20 protein-coding genes are annotated in these 21,007 nt (G+C 42.0%); 8 read left to right on the top strand and 12 right to left on the bottom strand.

Annotation, left to right across the window (positions count from 1 at the left end; genetic code table 11):
- Positions 1–525 precede the first annotated feature (525 nt).
- The 4 genes from RWY97_RS09055 to mscL form a co-directional block, all read right to left on the bottom strand.
- Complete coding sequence (locus RWY97_RS09055; protein WP_315566772.1) at positions 526–2,802, bottom strand: GH92 family glycosyl hydrolase; 2,277 nt, start codon at positions 2,800–2,802, stop codon at positions 526–528.
- A 99-nt stretch (positions 2,803–2,901) separates the two neighbouring features.
- Positions 2,902–3,441, bottom strand: coding sequence for a hemerythrin domain-containing protein (locus RWY97_RS09050; RefSeq protein ID WP_315566771.1), 540 nt, complete (start codon positions 3,439–3,441; stop codon positions 2,902–2,904).
- Positions 3,438–4,154 (bottom strand): hypothetical protein, encoded by a 717-nt coding sequence (locus tag RWY97_RS09045; protein WP_315566769.1) that lies wholly within the window; start codon positions 4,152–4,154, stop codon positions 3,438–3,440. Before RWY97_RS09045 ends, RWY97_RS09050 begins: the two co-directional genes overlap by 4 nt.
- Positions 4,155–4,616: 462 nt before the next feature.
- On the bottom strand, positions 4,617–5,009 hold the full coding sequence (gene mscL, locus RWY97_RS09040) for a large conductance mechanosensitive channel protein MscL (RefSeq protein WP_021583416.1): 393 nt from the start codon (positions 5,007–5,009) through the stop codon (positions 4,617–4,619).
- Positions 5,010–5,200: 191 nt separating this feature from the next.
- Between mscL and gap the strand changes: the two genes are divergently transcribed.
- From gap to RWY97_RS09025, 3 genes are all read left to right on the top strand, one after another.
- Entirely contained in the window at positions 5,201–6,220 is a 1,020-nt protein-coding gene (gap, locus tag RWY97_RS09035) for a type I glyceraldehyde-3-phosphate dehydrogenase (RefSeq protein ID WP_021583421.1), read from the top strand.
- Positions 6,221–6,470: 250 nt separating this feature from the next.
- Positions 6,471–7,397, top strand: a complete 927-nt coding sequence (gene miaA, locus RWY97_RS09030) for a tRNA (adenosine(37)-N6)-dimethylallyltransferase MiaA (RefSeq protein ID WP_273178170.1) — start codon at positions 6,471–6,473, stop codon at positions 7,395–7,397.
- On the top strand, positions 7,388–8,320 hold the full coding sequence (locus RWY97_RS09025; RefSeq protein WP_021583418.1) for a diacylglycerol/lipid kinase family protein: 933 nt from the start codon (positions 7,388–7,390) through the stop codon (positions 8,318–8,320). Before miaA ends, RWY97_RS09025 begins: the two co-directional genes overlap by 10 nt.
- Here the strand turns inward: RWY97_RS09025 and RWY97_RS09020 are convergent.
- Positions 8,317–9,021: a Crp/Fnr family transcriptional regulator gene (locus RWY97_RS09020; protein WP_024992429.1), complete on the bottom strand. Its 705-nt coding sequence runs from the start codon at positions 9,019–9,021 to the stop codon at positions 8,317–8,319. The two genes, RWY97_RS09025 and RWY97_RS09020, sit on opposite strands and share 4 nt — an antisense overlap.
- Positions 9,022–9,280: 259 nt before the next feature.
- Between RWY97_RS09020 and RWY97_RS09015 the strand changes: the two genes are divergently transcribed.
- The 5 genes from RWY97_RS09015 (at position 9,281) to RWY97_RS08995 (ending at position 15,582) form a co-directional block, all read left to right on the top strand.
- Complete coding sequence (locus RWY97_RS09015) at positions 9,281–11,224, top strand: glycogen debranching enzyme N-terminal domain-containing protein (protein ID WP_315566766.1); 1,944 nt, start codon at positions 9,281–9,283, stop codon at positions 11,222–11,224.
- Positions 11,225–11,240: 16 nt separating this feature from the next.
- Positions 11,241–12,509: a glycosyltransferase family 4 protein gene (locus RWY97_RS09010; RefSeq protein ID WP_039875844.1), complete on the top strand. Its 1,269-nt coding sequence runs from the start codon at positions 11,241–11,243 to the stop codon at positions 12,507–12,509.
- A 40-nt stretch (positions 12,510–12,549) separates the two neighbouring features.
- On the top strand, positions 12,550–13,965 hold the full coding sequence (locus RWY97_RS09005; protein ID WP_021583405.1) for a glycoside hydrolase family 57: 1,416 nt from the start codon (positions 12,550–12,552) through the stop codon (positions 13,963–13,965).
- Positions 13,966–14,227: 262 nt separating this feature from the next.
- Positions 14,228–14,878 carry an endonuclease III gene (gene nth, locus RWY97_RS09000; protein ID WP_024992425.1) on the top strand — a complete coding sequence of 217 codons (651 nt, stop codon included), beginning with the start codon at positions 14,228–14,230 and terminating at the stop codon, positions 14,876–14,878.
- A 2-nt stretch (positions 14,879–14,880) separates the two neighbouring features.
- Positions 14,881–15,582 (top strand): DUF2461 domain-containing protein, encoded by a 702-nt coding sequence (locus RWY97_RS08995; protein WP_021583402.1) that lies wholly within the window; start codon positions 14,881–14,883, stop codon positions 15,580–15,582.
- A gap of 500 nt (positions 15,583–16,082) precedes the next feature.
- On the opposite strand, the gene RWY97_RS08990 is transcribed toward RWY97_RS08995, so the two are convergent.
- The 7 genes from RWY97_RS08990 to RWY97_RS08960 form a co-directional block, all read right to left on the bottom strand.
- On the bottom strand, positions 16,083–16,862 hold the full coding sequence (locus RWY97_RS08990; RefSeq protein ID WP_315566764.1) for a ricin-type beta-trefoil lectin domain protein: 780 nt from the start codon (positions 16,860–16,862) through the stop codon (positions 16,083–16,085).
- 79 nt (positions 16,863–16,941) lie between these two features.
- On the bottom strand, positions 16,942–17,352 hold the full coding sequence (locus RWY97_RS08985; protein ID WP_315566762.1) for a hypothetical protein: 411 nt from the start codon (positions 17,350–17,352) through the stop codon (positions 16,942–16,944).
- A 7-nt stretch (positions 17,353–17,359) separates the two neighbouring features.
- Positions 17,360–17,914 carry a hypothetical protein gene (locus RWY97_RS08980; RefSeq protein WP_315566760.1) on the bottom strand — a complete coding sequence of 185 codons (555 nt, stop codon included), beginning with the start codon at positions 17,912–17,914 and terminating at the stop codon, positions 17,360–17,362.
- A gap of 143 nt (positions 17,915–18,057) precedes the next feature.
- Entirely contained in the window at positions 18,058–18,384 is a 327-nt protein-coding gene (locus RWY97_RS08975; RefSeq protein WP_315566758.1) for an HU family DNA-binding protein, read from the bottom strand.
- 142 nt (positions 18,385–18,526) lie between these two features.
- On the bottom strand, positions 18,527–19,027 hold the full coding sequence (locus RWY97_RS08970) for a hypothetical protein (protein ID WP_155944326.1): 501 nt from the start codon (positions 19,025–19,027) through the stop codon (positions 18,527–18,529).
- Positions 19,028–19,045: 18 nt separating this feature from the next.
- Complete coding sequence (locus RWY97_RS08965) at positions 19,046–19,777, bottom strand: hypothetical protein (protein ID WP_315566755.1); 732 nt, start codon at positions 19,775–19,777, stop codon at positions 19,046–19,048.
- A 121-nt stretch (positions 19,778–19,898) separates the two neighbouring features.
- Positions 19,899–20,039, bottom strand: a complete 141-nt coding sequence (locus tag RWY97_RS08960) for a hypothetical protein (RefSeq protein WP_206777492.1) — start codon at positions 20,037–20,039, stop codon at positions 19,899–19,901.
- Between the last annotated feature and the right edge of the window lie 968 nt (positions 20,040–21,007).

The following is a 21,007-nucleotide window of genomic DNA, read 5'->3' as shown; positions in this document are numbered from 1 at the left end:
TCGGCTATAATCCGTTTTCTTTTTAAGAGACCTACAAAAATCAGATTATAGAAGTGTAATTAGCTGCAATATAAAATGTGTTTTATGTTGCGGCGAGTCACTTTCAGAGTCATAGAATGAATTTTGAATATTGGTGAGCTACTCGGCAAAGCATAAAATAACGTGGACTCGATGATTTTATCAATATGTGGACCATCATGTTTCAAGAATATCAGTGTCTATGGTATCAGAGTAGCAGTGTTTATCGCCACTCTGTTGTGTCATTTACCGTAACTCCGTTGCTCTGTTCGCCGTAACTCCGTTGCTGTAATTGTCGTAACTCCGTTGCGGTTTTGGCCGTTGTTTAGAAAAAGTTTGCATCGAACTCACTTAAAATAAATCTTAGATACAGGTAAGTAGCTTGATAAGGCATAAAAAAGTCAAGTGCTGATAAGTGACTTGACAAGGCAAAAATGAAATCCTAAGGTCGGTAAGTCACCCACCAGACTTAAAAGGATTTTTGGTGTTGGCGAGTGACTTGCCGGCTTATTTTGTTTGATGCTTCTCGGTCAGATCGAATCGTAGTGTACGGGCTTTGATCAGATCGGCGTGTGAAACGCGGTAAGACTTGTAACGGCGGCCACCGAGCGTTATACCCTTTATATATATCGACTGAGCCGAGGTGTGTGGGGCTTCGATAACAATGTCACCGGCAGGATAATAGCGGCGGTCAAGGTGTAGTGTGACGCGATCGAAGACGGGTGTGGTGAGCGTATAAGTGGGTGAACCGGGACAGTCGGGATATAGACCGATCATCGAGAAGATTGCCCAGGCCGACATTGTACCGCAATCGTCGTTGCCGGGAATGCCGTCGGGTGTGGCTTTATAATATTTTTCCAGCAGTCGGGCTACTTGTTGCTGCGTGCGCCAGGCCTGCTTGTCGAAATACGAAAACAGGTAGGGATAAGCGATGTCGGGCTCGTTGGCCGGGTCATAGAGGTTTTGGTCGAACACCCTTTGCAGCTTATCGACAAACTGTTGAGGCCCACCCATTACGTGGGCGAGCTTTTTAATATCGTGCGGTACATAGAACGTGTAATTCCAGGCCGAGCCCTCGTGAAAGCCGGGGGCATTGGTGAAATCGGCGCCGGCTTTGGGATCGAACGGCGTGAGGAACTGACCGTTGGCCAATTTAGGTCTAAGTGTTCCGTATTCCTTTGAATAATAATTGTGCCAACCGCTACTCAATCGCCGGAAATGTCGTGCATCGGCCTTCTTTCCGAGTGCATCGGCCAGCTGCGAGAGCGCATAGTCGGCCACATAATATTCCAAGGCATGCGAAACGGAGTTGTCGCCTGACTGATCGGCGGCATAAAGACCGAGCGGGATATAACCCTTGGCGAGATACGGGTCGACGTCGGGTCGCATTTTGTTGTCCTTGCTTGGCGTGGTAGCTGACTTGACGAATGCCTCATAGGCTGTGTTGACATCGAAATCTCGAAGACCTTTCAGATAAGTGTCTGTGATGACGGGAATGGCTGGGTCGCCCTCCATCGTCCACGTCTCACGGCCGAAGAGTTCCCATTTTGGCATCCAACCCCACTCTTTATACATCTCGATCATCGAACGAACCATATCGAGCTGCTTGTCGGGATAGAGCAATGTAAAAAGCTGGTGCACGTTGCGATAAGTGTCCCAAAGCGAATAAACGGTGTAGCGATTACCTCGGGTGGTGCCGATTTCTGCACTTTCCATCTTGGGGTATTGTCCGTTTACATCCTGCAAAATATTGGGATGCAGTTGGGTATGGTAGAGTGCTGTGTAGAAGATACGCCGCTGGGCCTCGGTGCCGCCCTCTACGGTGATTCGGCTCAGCGTCTTGTTCCACTGGTTATGGGCTTTTCGCCGCACGTTGTCGAAGTCGACGGTAGGCTGTTCGGCTGTTAGATTCTCGCGTGCATTGGCAATTGACACAAACGAGACACCCATCTGCACTTCTATTTGCTCGCTTTCAGCGCAATCGAAGCTGAAATAATAGCCTATTTCATTGCCTGCCATCTCGCGTCCGTAGTGCTTATACAGTTTGTATTTACCGTTGTCTGTGTCCCATTGTCCTTTTACTCCGGTCATTGTTGGCTGCTTTTTCCAATAACCGGTCTCTGTGGGTTGCTTGTTCACGCGCATCACAAAATACATCGGGAACACAGCTTGCGAGTTATAACAGAACGTTCCTAAGAGTCGGAATCCCTCGATTTCAGTGTCGCTGACGCGTTTCACCATTCCCCCGACTTCGTTGGTAAGTCCATCACCAATATTGAGCAGGATGTTTCCTTGTCCTTTACGAAAGGTGAATCGCTCGATAGACGAACGTAAGGTGGAAGTTACTTCGCATTTGATTCCATATTTATCAAGTTTGTTTGCATAATATCCGGGCACTGCTTGCTCACCGCTGTAAGTAGAACCGTAATGGCGATAATCTACGTCTAACGCTCCCGCCGTGGGCATCAGCAGCAGTGTACCGAGTTCGGGACAGCCTACTCCGCTTAGCGTCACGTGCGCAAAGCCAGTGAAATACTTATTGTTGAACTCGTAGGGAGCCGACCACCAGCGGGCGTCTTTGTCGTAAACATTCAGGTCGGAACCCATTACATTAAACGGAACGACCGACATCAAGCCATTGGGACATACTGCTCCGGGATTGCAAACACTGAAATTGGTGGTACCGATGAATGGATCTACATATTCGACCGGCTTCTGAGCCTGTGCACCAAACGTTACAGTCAGCCATAATCCGAATGTAATCACGTATTTATTACCTGTCATAAGGTTTCGTTTTTTTCGTTAATGGGTCATAGAATTAAGTGCAAAGATACGAAGAAAAAATAAGAAACAAATATCCTCAGGCGCGTTTTGGTACAGGTTTTATATTAAATTCTCAGCTTCCAAGCGGATGAAACCAGGAAAGATAATTTCATTTTCGATGTATGTATGTTCTAATAATGCTTCGTAAAAATCGTGCAACCGAGATACCAATGTCTTATAGTTGTCACTCGTGTCGGTATCGGCCGAGAAATCATTTGTCAGCACTTGGATTCTATTTTGCCGCAGCAATTCGTCATCGTGTTCCATCATCATCATCTGAATAGGAGCTTGAACCGTGCCGCAATGAAATGGTTCAATCGGTCTTCGGTGTGCTACTGCATCGAAAAACTCGTAGAAATAGGGGAATAAGACATTCTCTTCTTTCTGTAAATGACTCTCCAATGCATTGATCGACTCTGTAAATAGTGCACTGATCTCATCAAGAGCCGGATTATCTTCGGGATGTTCGGCGCACATTTTGGCAATTAATTCCAATGTGACGGGACCCTCCCGACGGATACCCCGATGATGAATTTTCAAGGCATAATCCGTGAGGAGGTCCAACGGCCATTGTTCGAAAGCATATCTGCTGTGTGTCATAATGTTATTGTATCATTTAGTTCTTTAATCTTTTTCTTCTCTTTGTACTTGTATTCCACTGTGAGTTGGCCCGTGAGTGCACGCAATGGCAAGTCTCTGTAATAAGGTTTGTCGTTGCCGAGACCCACGCGTGTGGCGTAAAATGTATTTTGATTGTCCCTCGGGTCGGTGTTATCATCAATGCGAGTCAGTGCGGGAGCGGTCTCCATTTCTGGGAAATAAACCGCCATTTTACTGCTTCCGTGTCGTGGATGACCGAAAAATGCAGGCTCGATTTTTTGTTCTCGCTCGTTAATTTGATGCACAATGTGAGCCAATACGTTGTTAGGTCCGAAAACTTTTGTTCCGTCTTGCATCACGGCACTGCGTATCAGCGTGCTATAATAATAGGTGTTGCTGTCTGATAAACAGATACCCATACATACACGATTATCTGCTTTATAGCTTGCATCAGCGCTTCTGCTGCGTCGGTGGATATAGAGCCGCCCGTAATTATTCATTTGCAGATCGTTGTTGTGTACATAATAATCCTCAAATACACCGTTACGTGTAAAATAACTTTCTATCTCTAATGGATAAATCGTTACTCCGCAAACACTTACGGCATAATGTTCCAGCAATTGTTTCATTACTTTCTGCATCGTGTTTATAATCTCTTTATCATTGGTCTGTCGACCTAACTGACTGATTAATGCCTGAATCTCCTCATTCATTTCTATATGATTTTGTGCAAAAATATGGCTTTGACGTGAAAGACAAGGTAACATTTGTTACTTGAATTGTATAAAAATGATTAAATCCTTGATAAGGATGGGAGCAAGTTTCTTTTCAATTTAAAGCTCCATTCTGCTTTTTTACTTTCTGAAAGAGAAAACAGTTTTGTCTTATTTCGTATCTTTCTGAAAATCAATAAAATAGAAATCGCGTTTCAATTAACGGTTAATTGTAAAACGATTAACCGTTAATCGCACGCCGTTTAACGGCTTCTCGCAGTGCGATTAACGGTTGATTAAAAGTGAGAATATGAAAGGATAAAAAGTGGACAGATAGAGTAGGGTATAGGCTCTATTATATTTGGAAAATAAGCTGATATTATTTGTTCTTTATTTGGACCTTTTGTCCTTTTCTCTGAAAACTCGATCGCTCTTGCCTAATCCTTTTATCCTTTCACCTTTTTATCCTTTGGCCTTTAAAAGATCGCGGATTTCGGTGAGTAAACGTTCTTCTGCACTTGGTTCCGGTGCTGTGGGAGCCTCTGCTTCCGGTTCTTTCTTGGCCGTAACTTTATTGATTCCCTTGATAAAAAGGAAAATACAGAAGGCTATAATCAAGAAATCGATGATGTTTTGAATGAACATTCCGTATTTGATTTGGGCACTTCCAACAGTGATAGCAAGGCCGGAGAAATCGACACCGCCTGTCAGTGTGCCGATGATTGGCATAAGAATGTTGTCTACCAATGAACTGACAATCTTGCCAAATGCACCGCCGATGATTACACCGACAGCTAAATCAAGGACATTTCCGCGCATTGCGAATGCTTTAAACTCATTTAGAAAATTGCTCATACTTTTACTTTTTATTATTATTTAATACTGAAATCAGTTGCAAATATAAGAACTTTTTCGTATCTTTGCGGCACAAAATAAGAGAAAAAGTACTTAATGGCGAAATATTTGAGTTTTGCCGAAGGTAAAAGCAATAAAAGATAACAAAATAGGTAGAAGTTTTTAACTCTTTAAAAAAGATAGGAAGTAAAATGATTAAAATTGGTATTAACGGATTCGGCCGTATCGGTCGCTTTGTTTTTCGTGCAACTTTGGAAGAAGCAAACGCAAAAGATGTCGTTGTAGTAGGTATTAACGACCTTTGTCCAGTTGATTATTTAGCTTATATGCTGAAGTATGACACGATGCACGGACAGTTTCAGGGTACAATCAAAGCTGATGTAGAGAAGTCTCAGCTCATTGTTAACGGTAATGTAATCCGCGTAACTGCGGAGCGCAACCCCGCTGACTTGAAGTGGAATGAGGTTGGTGCTGAATACGTTGTTGAGTCTACTGGTCTCTTCTTAACCAAAGAGAAGTCTCAGGGTCACCTCGATGCAGGTGCTAAATACGTCGTTATGTCTGCTCCTTCTAAGGACGACACGCCGATGTTCGTATGCGGTGTAAACTTCGACAAATATGTTAAGGGTACGCAGTTCGTTTCTAATGCATCTTGCACAACCAACTGTTTGGCTCCTATCGCTAAGGTTTTGAATGATAAGTTCGGTATCACTGATGGTTTGATGACGACTGTTCACTCTACAACTGCAACTCAGAAGACTGTTGACGGACCTTCTTTGAAGGATTGGCGCGGTGGTCGTGCTGCTTCCGGCAATATTATTCCGTCTTCTACCGGTGCTGCAAAGGCCGTGGGAAAAGTTATTCCTGAGCTCAACGGTAAACTGACTGGAATGTCTATGCGTGTACCGACTTTGGACGTTTCTGTTGTCGATTTGACAGTCAACTTGAAGAAAGCAGCTTCTTATGACGAGATTTGCAAGGCAATGAAAGATGCTTCCGAGGGTGAATTGAAAGGCGTATTAGGTTACACGGAAGAGGCTGTTGTTTCTTCGGATTTCCTTGGTGACGCTCGTACCTCTATCTTCGACGCAAAAGCTGGTATCGCTTTGACCGATACTTTTGTGAAAGTCGTATCTTGGTATGATAACGAAATCGGTTATTCTCACAAGGTTGTAGAGTTGATTAAGCATATGGCTAAGGTTAACGGCTAATCAATTTCACTATAAAACCATACGAAAAGGTCATCCGATATTTGTCGGATGACTTTTTTTTATTATTTTTGCACACAGAGATTAAAATGAGTAGACGAGAAAACAAGTGGATGAGTAGACGAGAGAATAAGTTAACAAGTCGTGAAGAGAATAGATGATTTATAATAATAAGATGCAAATTAGAGCCTTAAATTGGTGTAATCATTTGTCAATAGGTTAGCTTCGTTTACTTGCCCACTACCGGATAGATATGCAAAAGATGATAACCATTATAGGACCGACGGCCAGTGGAAAGACAACATTGGCTGCCGAGTTGGCATTCGACATCGGTAATGCAGAGATTATCAGCGCCGACAGTCGACAGGTTTATCGTCGGATGGATATCGGAACGGGTAAAGATTTAGCAGATTATACGCTGAACGGACAAACGATTCCTCATCATTTGATAGACATAACAGAGCCCGGTACTAAATATAACCTATTTAAATATCAAGAGGATTTTCGCAAGGTTTATCAGAGTTTGATGTCAAAAGGAGTGGCTCCGATTTTGTGTGGCGGAACAGGATTATATGTAGAAGCCGTCTTAAAAGGCTATTCTCTATCGCCGGTACCGCAGAATCCGGAGTTGCGCAGCCGTCTTGCAAATAAGCATATAGATGAATTGACGACAATACTTGCCGATTTAAAAACTCGCAATCACACTTCAATGCACAATCGGACAGATGTAGATACGGCTCAGCGAGCTATCCGTGCCATTGAGATCGAAACTTACAATTGGGAGCATCCGATGCAGGAAAGACTAATGCCGACTATTGATTCGCTGATTATTGGATTGAATCTTGATCGTGATAGAAGGCGAGAGAAGATTACAAAACGGTTGAAACAGCGTTTGGAAAACGGAATGATTGATGAAATCCAGGGACTGTTGAATGAGGGGATACCGGCAGAAGACTTGATCTACTATGGTCTTGAATATAAGTTTATTACAGAATATATTATAGGGAAATGGTCTTATGACGAAATGTTTCGCAGTTTGGAAATAGCCATTCATCAGTTTGCCAAACGACAGATGACATGGTTTCGCGGAATGGAAAGGAGAGGTTTTCATATTCATTGGATAGAAGCTGAGCAACCGATGATGAACAAAATAAAAATAATTAAAGAGTTATGGCAATGAATGAGACACGATGGGGGATACTTTATTGCCCTAAAAATACATTGCGTCAGCAAAAACGTTGGGAACGGATAGAAAAGTGTCTGCACGAGAATCAAATTGATTTCGATTATGTGCAGAGTGAAAGTATGGGCAGTGTAGAACGCCTTGTCAAGATGATGATCAACAACGGGTATAAGACAATCATTATTGCAGGAGGGGATTCTGCCCTGAATGATGCCGTGAATTGTCTGATGCAAGTGGATGCCGACACACGAAATCAAATTGCACTTGGAGTTATTCCTAATGGCGTGATGAATGATTTTGCACATTTCTGGGGCTTTAAAGAGGGTGAAGTGGAACAGTCTGTAGCTTGGTTAAAGCGCCATCGTGTCAGAAAAATAGACTTAGGAAGAATCAATTATAAGAACAAAAACGGTGAGGCTTGCCATCGTTACTTCTTGAATTGTGTCAATATTGGGTTGATTGCAGCCATTATGAATCTGCGCAGAAAGACTCGACATCTGCTTGGATCGCGCACATTGTCTTTCATTTTTTCATTTATTTTGATGCTGTTTCAGCGTTTAGACTATAAGATGATACTCAGAATCAATACGGATGTCATTAAGAGAAAGGTGATGACTGTATGTGTGGGGAATGCTCTGGGATATGGACAGACACCGAATGCCGTGCCGTATAATGGTTTGCTTGATGTTTCGGTGGTCTATCACCCAGAGATGATGCAATTGATAGAAGGTTTCTATCTGTTCTTAAGAGGTAAGTTTTTAAATCATCGCAGTGTACATCCTTATCGTACAAGGGAGATAGATGTTATTGAGACACAGCATGCTTTGGTAGGGCTTGACGGAAGATTGATGAACACACCAGTGGGGAGTTTTCGTATCAAAGTGGAACAAGAGGTCATTAATTTCTTAATTCCCGATTAACCGATTTTGGATATTCGGCGTAATTCTTCATCCTGAATGATTTTGATTTTACGTCCGTCGATGGCGATGAGTTTCTCGCCGGCAAAGCCGGAAAGTGTCCGTATGGCGTTACTTGTGGTCATATTAGACAAGTTGGCCAAGTCTTCGCGGCTCAGATAAATACTCAGTGTAGATCCGTCTTTTTCTACTCCGTAGCTGTCTTTAAGGAAAAGCAAAGCCTCGGCCAAGCGTCCGCGAATATGCTTTTGGGTGAGACTGACGGTTCGATCGTCTGAAGCACCTAACTCTTTGGATAGATTTCGGATAAAGAAAAGGCTGATATGGTAATTCTCTTTCAACAGTTCTATTATAATCTCAATAGGAATGAAAGCAATGGCCGATGGTTCTAAAGCCATTCCTGCTGTTCGATATCGTTCTTCGGCGAAGTAAGCTCTGAAACCGAAGAAGTCGATAGGCTTGATTACTCTTAATATTTGATTCTTCCCACTGATACCGTCCTTATAGATTTTTACTTTACCTTGGAACAGGCATAACATATTCCGAGGATATTCCGAATCTTTATATATGACTTCGTTCTTTTTGAATCGACGGACAGTAATATGTTCAAAGAGCATCTGTTGCTGTTCTTCGGTCATTGGCGCCCATAACTTTGAAATTGCATCGGCAATGTCAATCTTGATCAAATCGTCTTTTGAAGTCATATGATTAATCTTGAATCTCTATCTTGTTTGCTTTTAGTATCCTAATTGCAAAAATACAAAAAAAACATTATATACAATAAAATAGATGCAGATTTTTATATCGTAAAACACAAAACAGCTGTTTTCTTCAAATAAAACAGGTATTTATTTTGTATAAAGCGTAAAATTTTGTACTTTTGAGAGCGGGTTTGTGGACGGACAACAAGCGTTCGCTCCCGGCAGAACTGAGTATTAAACATTAAACCTTAACAGACCGATTATGAGTTATCTGCGATTCGAGAAAGCTCTGATGACTAACCTTGAAGAGTCGTTGTCCAAGGAATTGCTCCGTACAAACAGGTCCGGTGCCTATTCCTGTTCAACGATAGTGGACTGTAACACGCGTAAGTATCACGGACTTCTTGTCGTTCCTGTTCCGGAATTGGATGACGAGAATCACGTCTTACTGTCGTCTTTGGATGTTACGGTGATTCAACACGGAGCCGAATTTAATTTGGGACTGCATAAGTATCAAGGTAATAATTACAGTCCGAAAGGTCATAAATACATTCGGGAGTTTGATTGTGACAAAGTACCTACTACGCTTTATCGCGTCGGTGGTGTACTGTTGAAGAAAGAAGTTGTCTTTCAACATTATGAAGACAGAATTCTGTTGCGTTACACCTTGGTAGATGCGCATTCTGCAACGACACTGCGTTTTCGACCATTCTTGGCGTTTCGAAGCGTCCGTCAGTTTACGCATGAGAATACAACAGCCAGCCGAAGTTACTTTTCTGTGGACAATGGAATCAAAACTTGTATGTATGCGGGCTATCCGGACCTATATATGCAGTTCAATAAAAAGAACGAATTCGTTTTTCAACCTGACTGGTACAGAGGTGTAGAGTATCCGAAAGAGCAGGAGCGTGGTTATGCTTCGAATGAAGATTTATATGTTCCCGGCTATTTTGAGATGAATATTCGGAAAGGGGAGAGTATCGTTTTTGCTGCATCTACGGCTGAAATAAAGTCGGGAAGTTTAAAGAAACTTTTTGATGACGAGGTGAATGAGCGCAACCCGCGTGATAATTTCTTCCATTGTTTGGTCAATGCAGCCCATCAGTTCCATATCAGTATGAAGAATGATGACCGTTATCTGCTCGCGGGTTATCCGTGGTTCAAATGCCGTGCGCGCGACACATTCATTGCTTTACCGGGACTGACACTTGCCATTGAGGAGCAAGACTATTTTGAGCTTGTGATGAAGACGGCCGAGAGAGGGCTTAGAGAGTTTATGAACGGTGAACCTTTAACAGTTAAACTTTATGAGATAGAGCAGCCGGATGTCCTATTATGGTGTGTTTGGGCTATTCAGCAATATGCCAAAGAAGTAGGCAATGAAAAATGTTTGCAAATGTATGGCAAGTTGTTGAAGGATATGATTCATTTCATCGAAGAGGGAAACCATCCTAATCTTCGCCTTGATTCTAATGGATTGCTGCATACTGAAGGTCGTGATCGAGCAGTTACGTGGATGAATTCAATGGCAAACGGTCGTCCGATTGTTCCTCGAACAGGCTATATTGTTGAGTTTAATGCGCTGTGGTATAATGCGCTCAAATTTGCAACAGCGATGGCAGAACAGAATAATGAGACTGAAAATGTAGCTCGTTATGAAGCTTTGGCCGAGCTGTGTCAGAAGTCTTTCGTTGATACATTTTTGAATGAGTATGGCTATTTATTTGACTATGTAGACGGGAATATGATGGATTGGAGTGTACGCCCCAATATGATCTTCGCTGTGGCATTAGATTATTCGCCATTGAGTCAGGATCAAAAGAAGAGTGTTTGGGATGTCTGTACACGTGAACTCCTTACTCCTAAGGGGCTGCGTTCACTTTCTCCGAAGAGTGGAGGCTATAATCCTATTTATGTCGGGCCACAGACACAGCGAGATTATGCCTATCATCAAGGTACAGCTTGGCCTTGGTTGGGTGGTTTCTATATGGAGGCCTGTCTCAAACTATATAAGCGGACTCGCTTGAGTTTTATCGAACGACAGATGGTAGGTTATGAAGACGAAGTGTTCAGTCATTGTATTGGTACGATACCTGAACTCTTTGACGGTAATCCACCGTTCTCGGGACGTGGCGGAATATCGTTTGCTGTCAATGTAGCAGAGATATTGCGTACGTTGGAATTGCTTGAGAAGTATCATTATTAGAAAGGAGGAACTGACAATGAAAGTATTAATGTTTGGATGGGAGTATCCTCCTCATATCCTCGGAGGCCTTGGAACGGCCAGTTTCGGAATTACAGAAGGTTTGCATGCACAGGGAGATATGGATATTACCTTTTGTTTACCGAAACCGTGGGGGGATGAAGACAAGACTGCGGCCAACATCATTGCGATGAATTGCGTGCCTCTTGGGTGGCGCGATGTTAATGCCGATTATGTCAAACAGCGCGTGGGTAATGTTATGGGTACAGATATGTATTTCCGACTTCGCGAACATATTTATTCTGATTTCAATTATATGAGTCTCGACGATTTAGGTTGTATGGGATTTTCGGGCCGTTATCCAGATAATTTGCACAATGAAATCAACAACTATTCCATTGTTGCCGGTGTGGTGGCCCGCACGTTGGATTATGATATCATTCACGCACACGACTGGCTTACTTATCCTGCTGGTATCCACACCAAACAGGTGTCGGGAAAACCTCTGTGCATTCACGTTCACGCAACCGACTTCGATCGCTCTCGCGGGCACGTCAATCCTACGGTCTATTCAATTGAGAAAGACGGGATGGACAATGCCGATTGTATCATGTGCGTGTCAGAATTGACTCGTCAGACCGTAATTAATCAATATCATCAAGACCCTCGCAAGTGTTTCACTGTACACAATGCAGTCTATCCTTTACGACAAGAATTACAGGAGATTCCGCGTCCGGATCATACGAATAAGGAGAAAGTGGTTACATTTTTAGGTCGACTGACAATGCAAAAAGGACCTGAATATTTCGTCGAAGCTGCTAATATGGTACTTCAGCGCACTCGGAATGTACGCTTCTGTATGGCGGGTTCGGGCGATATGATGGATCAGATGATTTATCTTGCGGCTGAACGCGGCATTGCAGACCGTTTCCATTTCCCCGGATTTATGAAAGGCAAGCAAGTGTATGCGTGTCTGAAAGATTCTGATGTCTATGTGATGCCGTCTGTAAGTGAGCCTTTCGGTATATCACCGCTCGAAGCAATGCAATGCGGAACTCCTTCAATTATCTCCAAGCAGAGTGGTTGTGCTGAAATTCTTAATAATTGTATCAAGGTTGATTATTGGGATATCCACGCATTGGCAGACGCAATGTATAGCATCTGTCATAATGAGAGTTTATTTCATTATTTACAGGATGAAGGAAAGAAAGAGGTTGACCAAATTACGTGGGAAAAGGTAGGGCTGTGGATTCGTGAACTTTATGAGCGAGCATTGAACCGCCAGTAAGAAGTAATGAATATAAGATTAACAATAAATCCATAAACTGATGAAGACAATTTGTTTATATTTTGAAATACACCAAATCATTCACCTCAAGCGTTATCGCTTTTTTGATATTGGTACGGATCATTATTACTATGATGATTTTGAGAATGAACGTAGCATTGCCGATATTGCAGAGCGCTCGTATATGCCGGCACTTAACACACTGGAAGAGATGATCAAAGCCAGCGATAGATATTTTAAGGTGGCATTCTCACTATCAGGTGTCGGTGTGGAACAACTTGAAATGCACGCACCTCAGGTCTTGGAAAAGTTACAGCAACTTAATGAAACCGGTTGTATAGAGTTTTTGGCCGAACCCTATTCGCATGGTTTGTCTTCGTTGACTAATGAAGAGAGTTTCTCGCGGGATGTCAAGAAACAGTGCGAAAAAATGAAGGAATATTTCGGACAGATGCCGAAAGTTCTGCGCAATTCGTCTCTGATTTATAGTGACGACATTGGTTTGCAGGCTGCTCGAATGGGATTCAAAGGAATGTTAACCGAGGGAGCTAAACACGTGTTGGGTTGGAAGTCGCCTCATTATATTTATAACTGTGCCCTTGCCCCACATCTCAAACTTTTACTTCGCGATGTCAATCTCAGTGACGACATTTCATTGCGGTTTAATAACAGCGACTGGCCCGGCTATCCGTTGTTTGCCGATAATTACATTGATCGGATTGCTGCACTGCCCGATGAAGAGCAGGTAATCAATATCTTTATGGAACTTTCGGCATTGGGTATTGCACAACCCTTGTCAAGCAACATCTTGGAATTTATTAAAGCACTTCCAGTCTGTGCCAAGGCCAAAGATATCACATTCTCTACTCCCTCAGAACTCTGTATGAAAATGAAGAGTGTCGGTACACTCGACGTTCCTGACACGCTTTCGTGGACTGATGAAGAGCGAGATGTTAGCAGCTGGTTAGGTAATCCGATGCAGCGTGAAGCGTTCAATAAGCTGTATAGCGTGGCAGATCGAGTTCGTATTGCTAACGATCCACGCATTAATGTGGATTGGGACTATTTGCAGGCCTCCAACAATTTTCGTTTTATGACGACGAAAGCCTCTAACGTGGGTATTGATCGTGGCATATACAACAGCCCATTCGACGCGTTCACCAACTATATGAATATTCTCGGTGACTTTATCAACCGTGTTAATAGTCTTTATCCCGAAGAAATCGACAATGACGAACTCAACAGTTTACTCACTACGATTAAAAATCAGGACAATGAAATTGAGATGAAAGAGAAAGAAATCATCCGTTTGCAAACTAAGATAGAGAAGATGCAGGCAGCTGAAAACAAATTGAAAGCAAAAGTAAATAAGGTAAAAATTTCTGCTAAAGAGAAAGTCCAGATCAAAAAAACAGGTAAAATTGCTGATGAATCGAAGGTGTCTGAAAAGATTTGAATGATACTTTTCAAGAACAAAGGGGATATGCTATAGAATGACATATCCCTTTTGTTCTCTTTTGTGGAAATCATTGTTTCTTAGATAGTGTACTTATTGTAAGTATCAAAAGAGTCTCCAATGAAGTCTCACATCTGTTGTATTCTTCAAAAGGATTTTTTTAATAGCGTCTTATATGTGTATATTCCAGTCATACCATATAAAAATCATTGAATTTGTAAAATCTTTTGCATATTACGAAGCTTTTTTGTACTTTTGTCGTATGACAAGGCAAGATAGATACAAATACGTTTTGAATTATTATCGTGTGAAGATGCCGCGTGTGTCGACAGAGTTGGAGTTTGGAAGTGCATTCCAATTAATTGTTTCAACATTGCTCAGTGCCCAGTGTACAGATAAGCGTGTCAATCAGATTACACCCGAATTATTCCGCCATTATCCTACGGCAGAGACGATGGCGGCAGTCGAACCCGAAGATGTTTTTCCTTATATCAAAAGCGTTTCTTATCCAAATGCGAAGGCAAAACATTTGATCGGAATGGCGCGAATGATCGTAAATGATTTCGGTGGAGAGCTTCCCAATCGGATGGAAGATCTCATCAAATTGCCCGGTGTGGGGCGAAAGACGGCCAATGTTTTGCAAGCCGTGTGGTTTGGCAAAGCTACGATGGCAGTCGATACGCACGTTTATAGAGTGAGTCATCGTTTAGGATTGGTCCCGAAAACAGCAGATACACCTTATAAAGTGGAACAGGAATTGATTAAGAATATTCCTGAAGTAGATATACCCAACGCTCATCACTGGTTGCTTTTGCACGGACGGTATATTTGTACGAGTCGGATGCCGCACTGTGCAGACTGCCCTTTCGATTCGTTTTGTCCCAAATTATTCGAAAATTCTAAATTGAAATAACAATGCAAGCTAAAAGAATACTGGCTTTTCTCACAGAGTTGACAGCTAACAACAATCGTTCTTGGTTTTTAGAACACAAGAAAGAATATTCTGAATGTCGTGTAGACTTTGAGGCAGGGATTGCTGAAGCCATTGCACGAATCTCTGAGTTCGATCCTGAAATTGCCCATCTGCAAGTGAAAGATTGTGTATATAGATTCAATCGCGATACTCGATTCTCACCAGATAAGTCACCCTATAAGAATCATCTCGGAGCTTATATCTGTGCACGTGGTAAGAAAGCGTTACGCGGCGGATATTATCTCCATCTCGAGCCGGGTAACTGTCTGGTGGCTGTCGGCGGTTATTGGTTACCTACAAACATTCTGACATCGTGTCGGAATGAAATTATGAGCAATATTGAAGAATGGCGTCGCCGAGTGGAGAATACGTCGTTTATCAAACTTTTTGGTCGTCCTGGCGAAGGAAAATGGGAGAATTCTACTAAGGGATTTGGTTTGGAGTTATTGAAAACAGCGCCGAGTGGATTTCCACGTGATTATGAGTTTATTCAATATTTGCGAATGAAAGATTATTGTTCTTGGACTCGTGTGTCCGATACTTTCTTTGAAGGCGACTGCTGGTTGGATGAAATTGTGAAGACGTTTCAAGTTGCCAAACCGATGATGGACTTCATTAACGCCGTTGTCGACGATTATGAATAAAATCTATGGCAATCTTCGTTTCTTCATTCTACTCATAGTATATAGTATCGAGTAGTACGCTCTCCACCTAGTTATTTATGTTGCGGTTGTCTGTCTTGGCATAGCGCTTCAGTATTTCAAACAGAGCAGCGTCCAACCTGAATGATACCAACTTTCTTACTGTCATAATTCCCATTTCCCAATCCATTCTTATTATATTGTATGTGGATGTAATACAAATGAATGGGAAGTCTCAAGCATTTTTGTCGATTTATTCCAACGATACGCTTTCCTCGTGTGCTGATGTTTAAAGAATATGATGAGCAATGTCCTCGCCACTATGGCAAGGACATTGCTCATCATATAAAACTGTTTTATTACTCCTTAATATTATTAAGAAATCCTTGGAGTTCAGAAATTTATGAAAGTAAGAAATCCTTGAAAGGCGGAACTAAGTAATGCCGTGAGCATAATCTACTATACTAAAGCCAGGACGATCGACCTGATAAAAACGTTGTTGGCTATATTCCACGGGCTATTGACTTTGCCGCTCCCCTTGTAAAGAGGGTTATCTGTTTCAGTGCACCTGGTCCAGTAAGGCCGTTATCGTCAAAACCATATTCACCTGCGATGTTGTTCTTGTTTGAGGTTACAACTATCTTGGTGAGGAATATATTATTAGCAAGTCCAGCATCTTTAATATACGGCATAAAGCAGAGATAGGACGCTTTGTGTTGGAGTGTGAAATTGTATTTTCTGTGTATGTCTTCTTTCGCAACAGCCACTCCGCAGTCGCCATCATGACCAATATGGTCGGCATTGTTGGGTTTGTCTTGTGTCTGTGTACCGGCAATGGTTACCTTACGAGGAGACTTTCCGTTGATGCTTCCTGTACATGTGTAGCGTATTTTGTGTCCAGGCTGCGTGTATTTTCCTCTCGTAAGCTTGAACATTGCATCCTTTTCCTCTTGGCTTTTGTCGCCTTTAATAGGATTTCCGTCAAGGCGGGTGGCCGGAGCGCTTTTATTTATTGACTTGTCGTCTTCTTCCACCCAAATACAGTCTCCGGGTGACCAATAGGCTGTCGCTCCCTTTGATACTTGATGGGTGATGCTCGTGCGTGTCACATCCTGCGATGTCTCGGTTGTGGGAGCCTTGCTCTCGAAGATAGCCACAGCTTCCTCATTCTTCCCACTGTCTCCCTTTCCATTTTCCTGTACGCCGTCGTTGTTCGTACACCCTACCGCTAAGAACAGCAGAGCTGCCATAGCTGATAAAGTAAATATCTTCTGTCTCATCATTTTGTTCTGTTTTCTTTTTTCCCTTTTGTAAATTTGTTCTGTCTATTCCTTCTACATTTTTCCTCGGACGACTTTCTTTTTATTTATCCTTGTCCCAGAGGTCCTGTTTAGCATGGTTAATAGAGCCTCCCTGCTCGATGTTTCCGGCATCTCCATTTAGTGACATATCTATATCATCTTGCACTTTATGGTTCTTTCCTTCCATAAGTGTAATATTTTTATAGGTCTTGACTTTCGTTTTAATCAAGTTATTATCCAAGTTTTTTACAGTATATGTTATTTCCAATTTCTGATATTTTCCGGGTGCAACTACCATTGTCATTGCATTCAAATCCTTGTTGATTTTTTTATCAAGTTTAAGTCCATTGGGTTGGAAATTCATAGAAATGGTATAGGAAGCGTCACTGACAGGAGTATTAGACAGTCCTCTGTCATCGAATTTGTATGTACCTGCGAGAGTTTTGCCTGTACTCTTTACGGTAATCGACATAACACGTTTATTCTCGTTCTTGTATGCAGAGTTGTAAGGCAGGAACGTAAGCAGCTTTGTGTTCGAGCATAAATTCAAATGTATCGCCTACTTTTCCAGTAGTTGCCGTTCTGTAGTCGCCCGATGTGCCGAAATGTTTGCTGTTGTTGGGCGTGGGCTGTGTCTGCGTGTTGTCAATGGTTACGTAATAACCATCATCGTTAGGCAATGCGTTTGTATAGTACATGGGGCAGTCAGAGTTTGTGATGGTACCGGGCACGAGGAACTGTGCTGTTGCCTGTGTACCATTAATGTTGATAGCTGTACTCTTGATACGATTATCTCCGATTTGTTCTACCCAAATATGGTCGCCTTTTTCCCACACGAACTTCATACCAGTTTGGTACAGGTGGTCTTGCATCGAAGTGCGGATGGTTGAAAGGCCAACCGAGGGTTGTCTTATGGCAAATGTCGTATAGCCGTCATTGCCTTTCTGGTTTGTCGCATCGTCGTTTGTGCAACTTGCCATAAAGAGGGCAAGGGCAGCAAAGGTGAATACGGACAGTATGGTTTTCTTTTTCATTTTATTTGTTTTTTATTGTTCAACTGTTAGGGCTTTTTCGGTGTCTTTTCTTTGGTTTTGCTTTCGGCCATCTGCCGCACCTCTATGCTTTGTATAAACTGCTTGCGGCGTGTGCGGTCGGTAGCGGTCCAGTGGGTTTCGGGTTAGGAATTGAGACGTGCGCCCACAATGTTTTTCTGCGGGGTGAAGTCTTTGGCGGTTTCGGCTGCTGTAGTTTTCAGTCCCATCTTAAACGACCCGAAGCCGTTAAGCACCACGCGGTCGCCGTTTTTGAGGTGTTGGCCCATTACATTGTCTAATTCTTTCAGTACAGCGTATACGTCGGCTTGCTTAGCGGTGGTGTTGTCTAGTATCTCTTGGCTTATTTCTTCGAGTCCCACCACATCGTTGATAACGGCGCGCGCATACCATTTCCCTTTCTTTGGGTTGCCGGTGCACTTCTCCTGATAGAGTTTGTTTCTTACTGACATTATCTTCTGTTTTTTAAGTTCTCCTTCCTTGTTTGTAAAGAGCATAGCTTTTTAGGATAAGGAGTATAGCTTTTTACGGTAAAAAGCATAGCTCCTTAGAGAAGGACAGCTTTCTATGGTGTGGAAACACCGTGATTTCGCGTTATTTAAACCAAGTTGATTCTTGGATATATGACCAATAGCGGTCATCAGAATCGATACCAACGGTTGTATTTAAGAAGTGTAACAAGAAACTTTGGGTATTGGTACGCGAATTTGATGACCAATAAGCTCCGTAATATCCACTTGTTAATGTTCGGAACTCGTAGTTTGTTGTTTGATCACCACAAAATCCAGTTGCAGGCAAGAAGAAATATTTGTCTAAATCGGAAGGACGACCCTGTGCAGGTATTTTATGCCAAGCAGGATAGCTTTCTACCCAAGGATTAGGACAAGTATTAAGCAAACTCTTTCCTCCATATTCGTTCTTATTAAAATTAGGAATATTGCTGCGTTTCAAGAACCACATTCCGCCTTTATAGAGATGCTTGTGCATAGACCACGTTATATCGCCATCCCAAGATGGGTGCCCTTGGAAAGCATAGTAAGCCAATTCATTAATAGTTGGACATTCTTTTGCGGAAGCCGTAGCACTTACTGTCACTCCTATATTTGTATTATATCATCTGTTGGTCCCTATTAAAGGATATTGTCCACTTATTGCAGGACCATAAGGAATAAACAGGTGAGATTTTTCTGTCCAAGTAGCTTCTAAGGCGTTCCACATATAGTAGTTTGCACTGTAATCCTTCGGTGTAAGGTTTGCCGAGATGTCGTAGACCATATTTGCTTTAAAATCGTTTGCAGCGAGTGTTTTGGTTATAATACCTTTTACTTTTGTTACAGGGTCTTCAATGTGATAGTCTATTGTAAGTGTGTGCTTACCCGGTGCAATGACCATATAGGCAGCGTTGGCTACATCAGTATAGGAACTGATGGGAAAACCAGGAGCCGTAACAGAAGTTTGGTTTTTAGTACTTCCAGTATCCCATGGTCCCGGTACTTGGCCACTGCCTTTGGTGGTGAGGGTGATTTCCTTTGCATTGCCTTCACCTTTAAGTCCGTCGAGGTAAAGCCCATATTTGCCGGCGGTATTATGGTTGCTCTTTACCACAATCTTGGTGAGGAATACATTGGAAGCAAGGGCAGCATTGGTGATGCGGGGCAGGAAGCAGAGATAACTTGCCTTGTGTTTGAGTTCGAACTCGAACTGATTGCCCACTTTGTGTGTTATTGCCGCTCCGCAATCGCCACTTGTACCGAAGTGTTTAGTATCATTAGGCTTTTCTTGTGTCTGCTGGGTAGCAATATTTACATCTAAACCATTAGTTGTATTTGCACCGGTGTAATACACAAGTTGGGTTCTTATATTCGCCGTATACCATAAACTTGGCTCTGGGCTGCGTTTTAGTAATGTCGCTCGTTGAGCTTTTTACACGAGCCGTTACTGTTTCCCCCCCCCCCAGATTAAGTCGTTAACCTCCCACATAAAGTCGCCACCTGTTTTGTAGGTATGGTTGCGCATCGAAGTGCGGGTTGTTGTGTTTGTGGTGTTTTCTACTGATGTAAATGCCGTTCATAATCGAGACTTTAAGTACACTTCCACCTATATCCATTTATTGAAATCAAAAGTATCTTTACAAATGAAGTACAGTGCTAACAATCGAAATTAATCATACACGGTATCCCATCGGGGGCATTGAAACTGCGTTACTGACTTGTTCTTCAAATGAGTGTTAGTATTAACCCGAGAGGCAAAGGCTATAAAAGAAAAAGCCCCCTTAATGAAATAAAAGGATTTTATACTTCCTTTTTGTATACTTGCCATAAGCCATTAAAGATTCTTAATGAGAAAGGAAATCATTTCTAATCTTATCCGATGTAAAAAGTTTTAGAGGACAGTAATATTAAGTAATATATGAGTTCGAGCTAAGAAAGTATCCTTAAAAGTCATGATAGTGAGTGCTTGTTTGTAACTGTTTGATTATCAAATACAAAGTTATAAAAGAATGACGGTTTACTACGCTGGGACAGCAAAAAACTTTGGTAGTAGTACAATGAAACAAATAATAAAAATGACATCCAACAAGGGATGATTTACATACAGCAAGCTATGCTCTCGCCATTATGGCAAGGCACATTGCTTATCATATTTTTTTGTTATTTTGGCATATTGATACACGATAGAAAGTGTAAGGAAACAAAATACTTTTAAATATATATACCAGCTAAAACGATCGTAATTCTTGTCGATGTTCGTGTCCTGTAGATCGACCTCAGTAGGGTGATGGACGACTATATGGAACAAGGTTTCCCGGTGAATCCTATTTGCAATATAGTAGAGAAACTAGTGTGGTCAATCCAAGGTCATTAAAATCTGATAGTTTGTATGTACCCGATGGTTTTACTATTTTCTTCAAGTAAATCTTTAGTAATTTATACTAAAAAATAAAATTAACGTTCTATAATTTTGTTGTTCTATTATTTATTCTTATCTTTGCGTTCAGAATTGGTAGGCTATATTATTTTTGTAAAATAATTTGTGTGCCATTACGGAAAACCTAAAGTAAAACTTAAAATATGA

It is taken from the genome of Hoylesella pleuritidis, assembly GCF_963541955.1.
GTDB classification, from domain to species: domain Bacteria; phylum Bacteroidota; class Bacteroidia; order Bacteroidales; family Bacteroidaceae; genus Prevotella; species Prevotella pleuritidis.
Note: the sequence above shows the minus strand (reverse complement) of the source record. Positions and strands in the feature narration are given on the sequence as shown.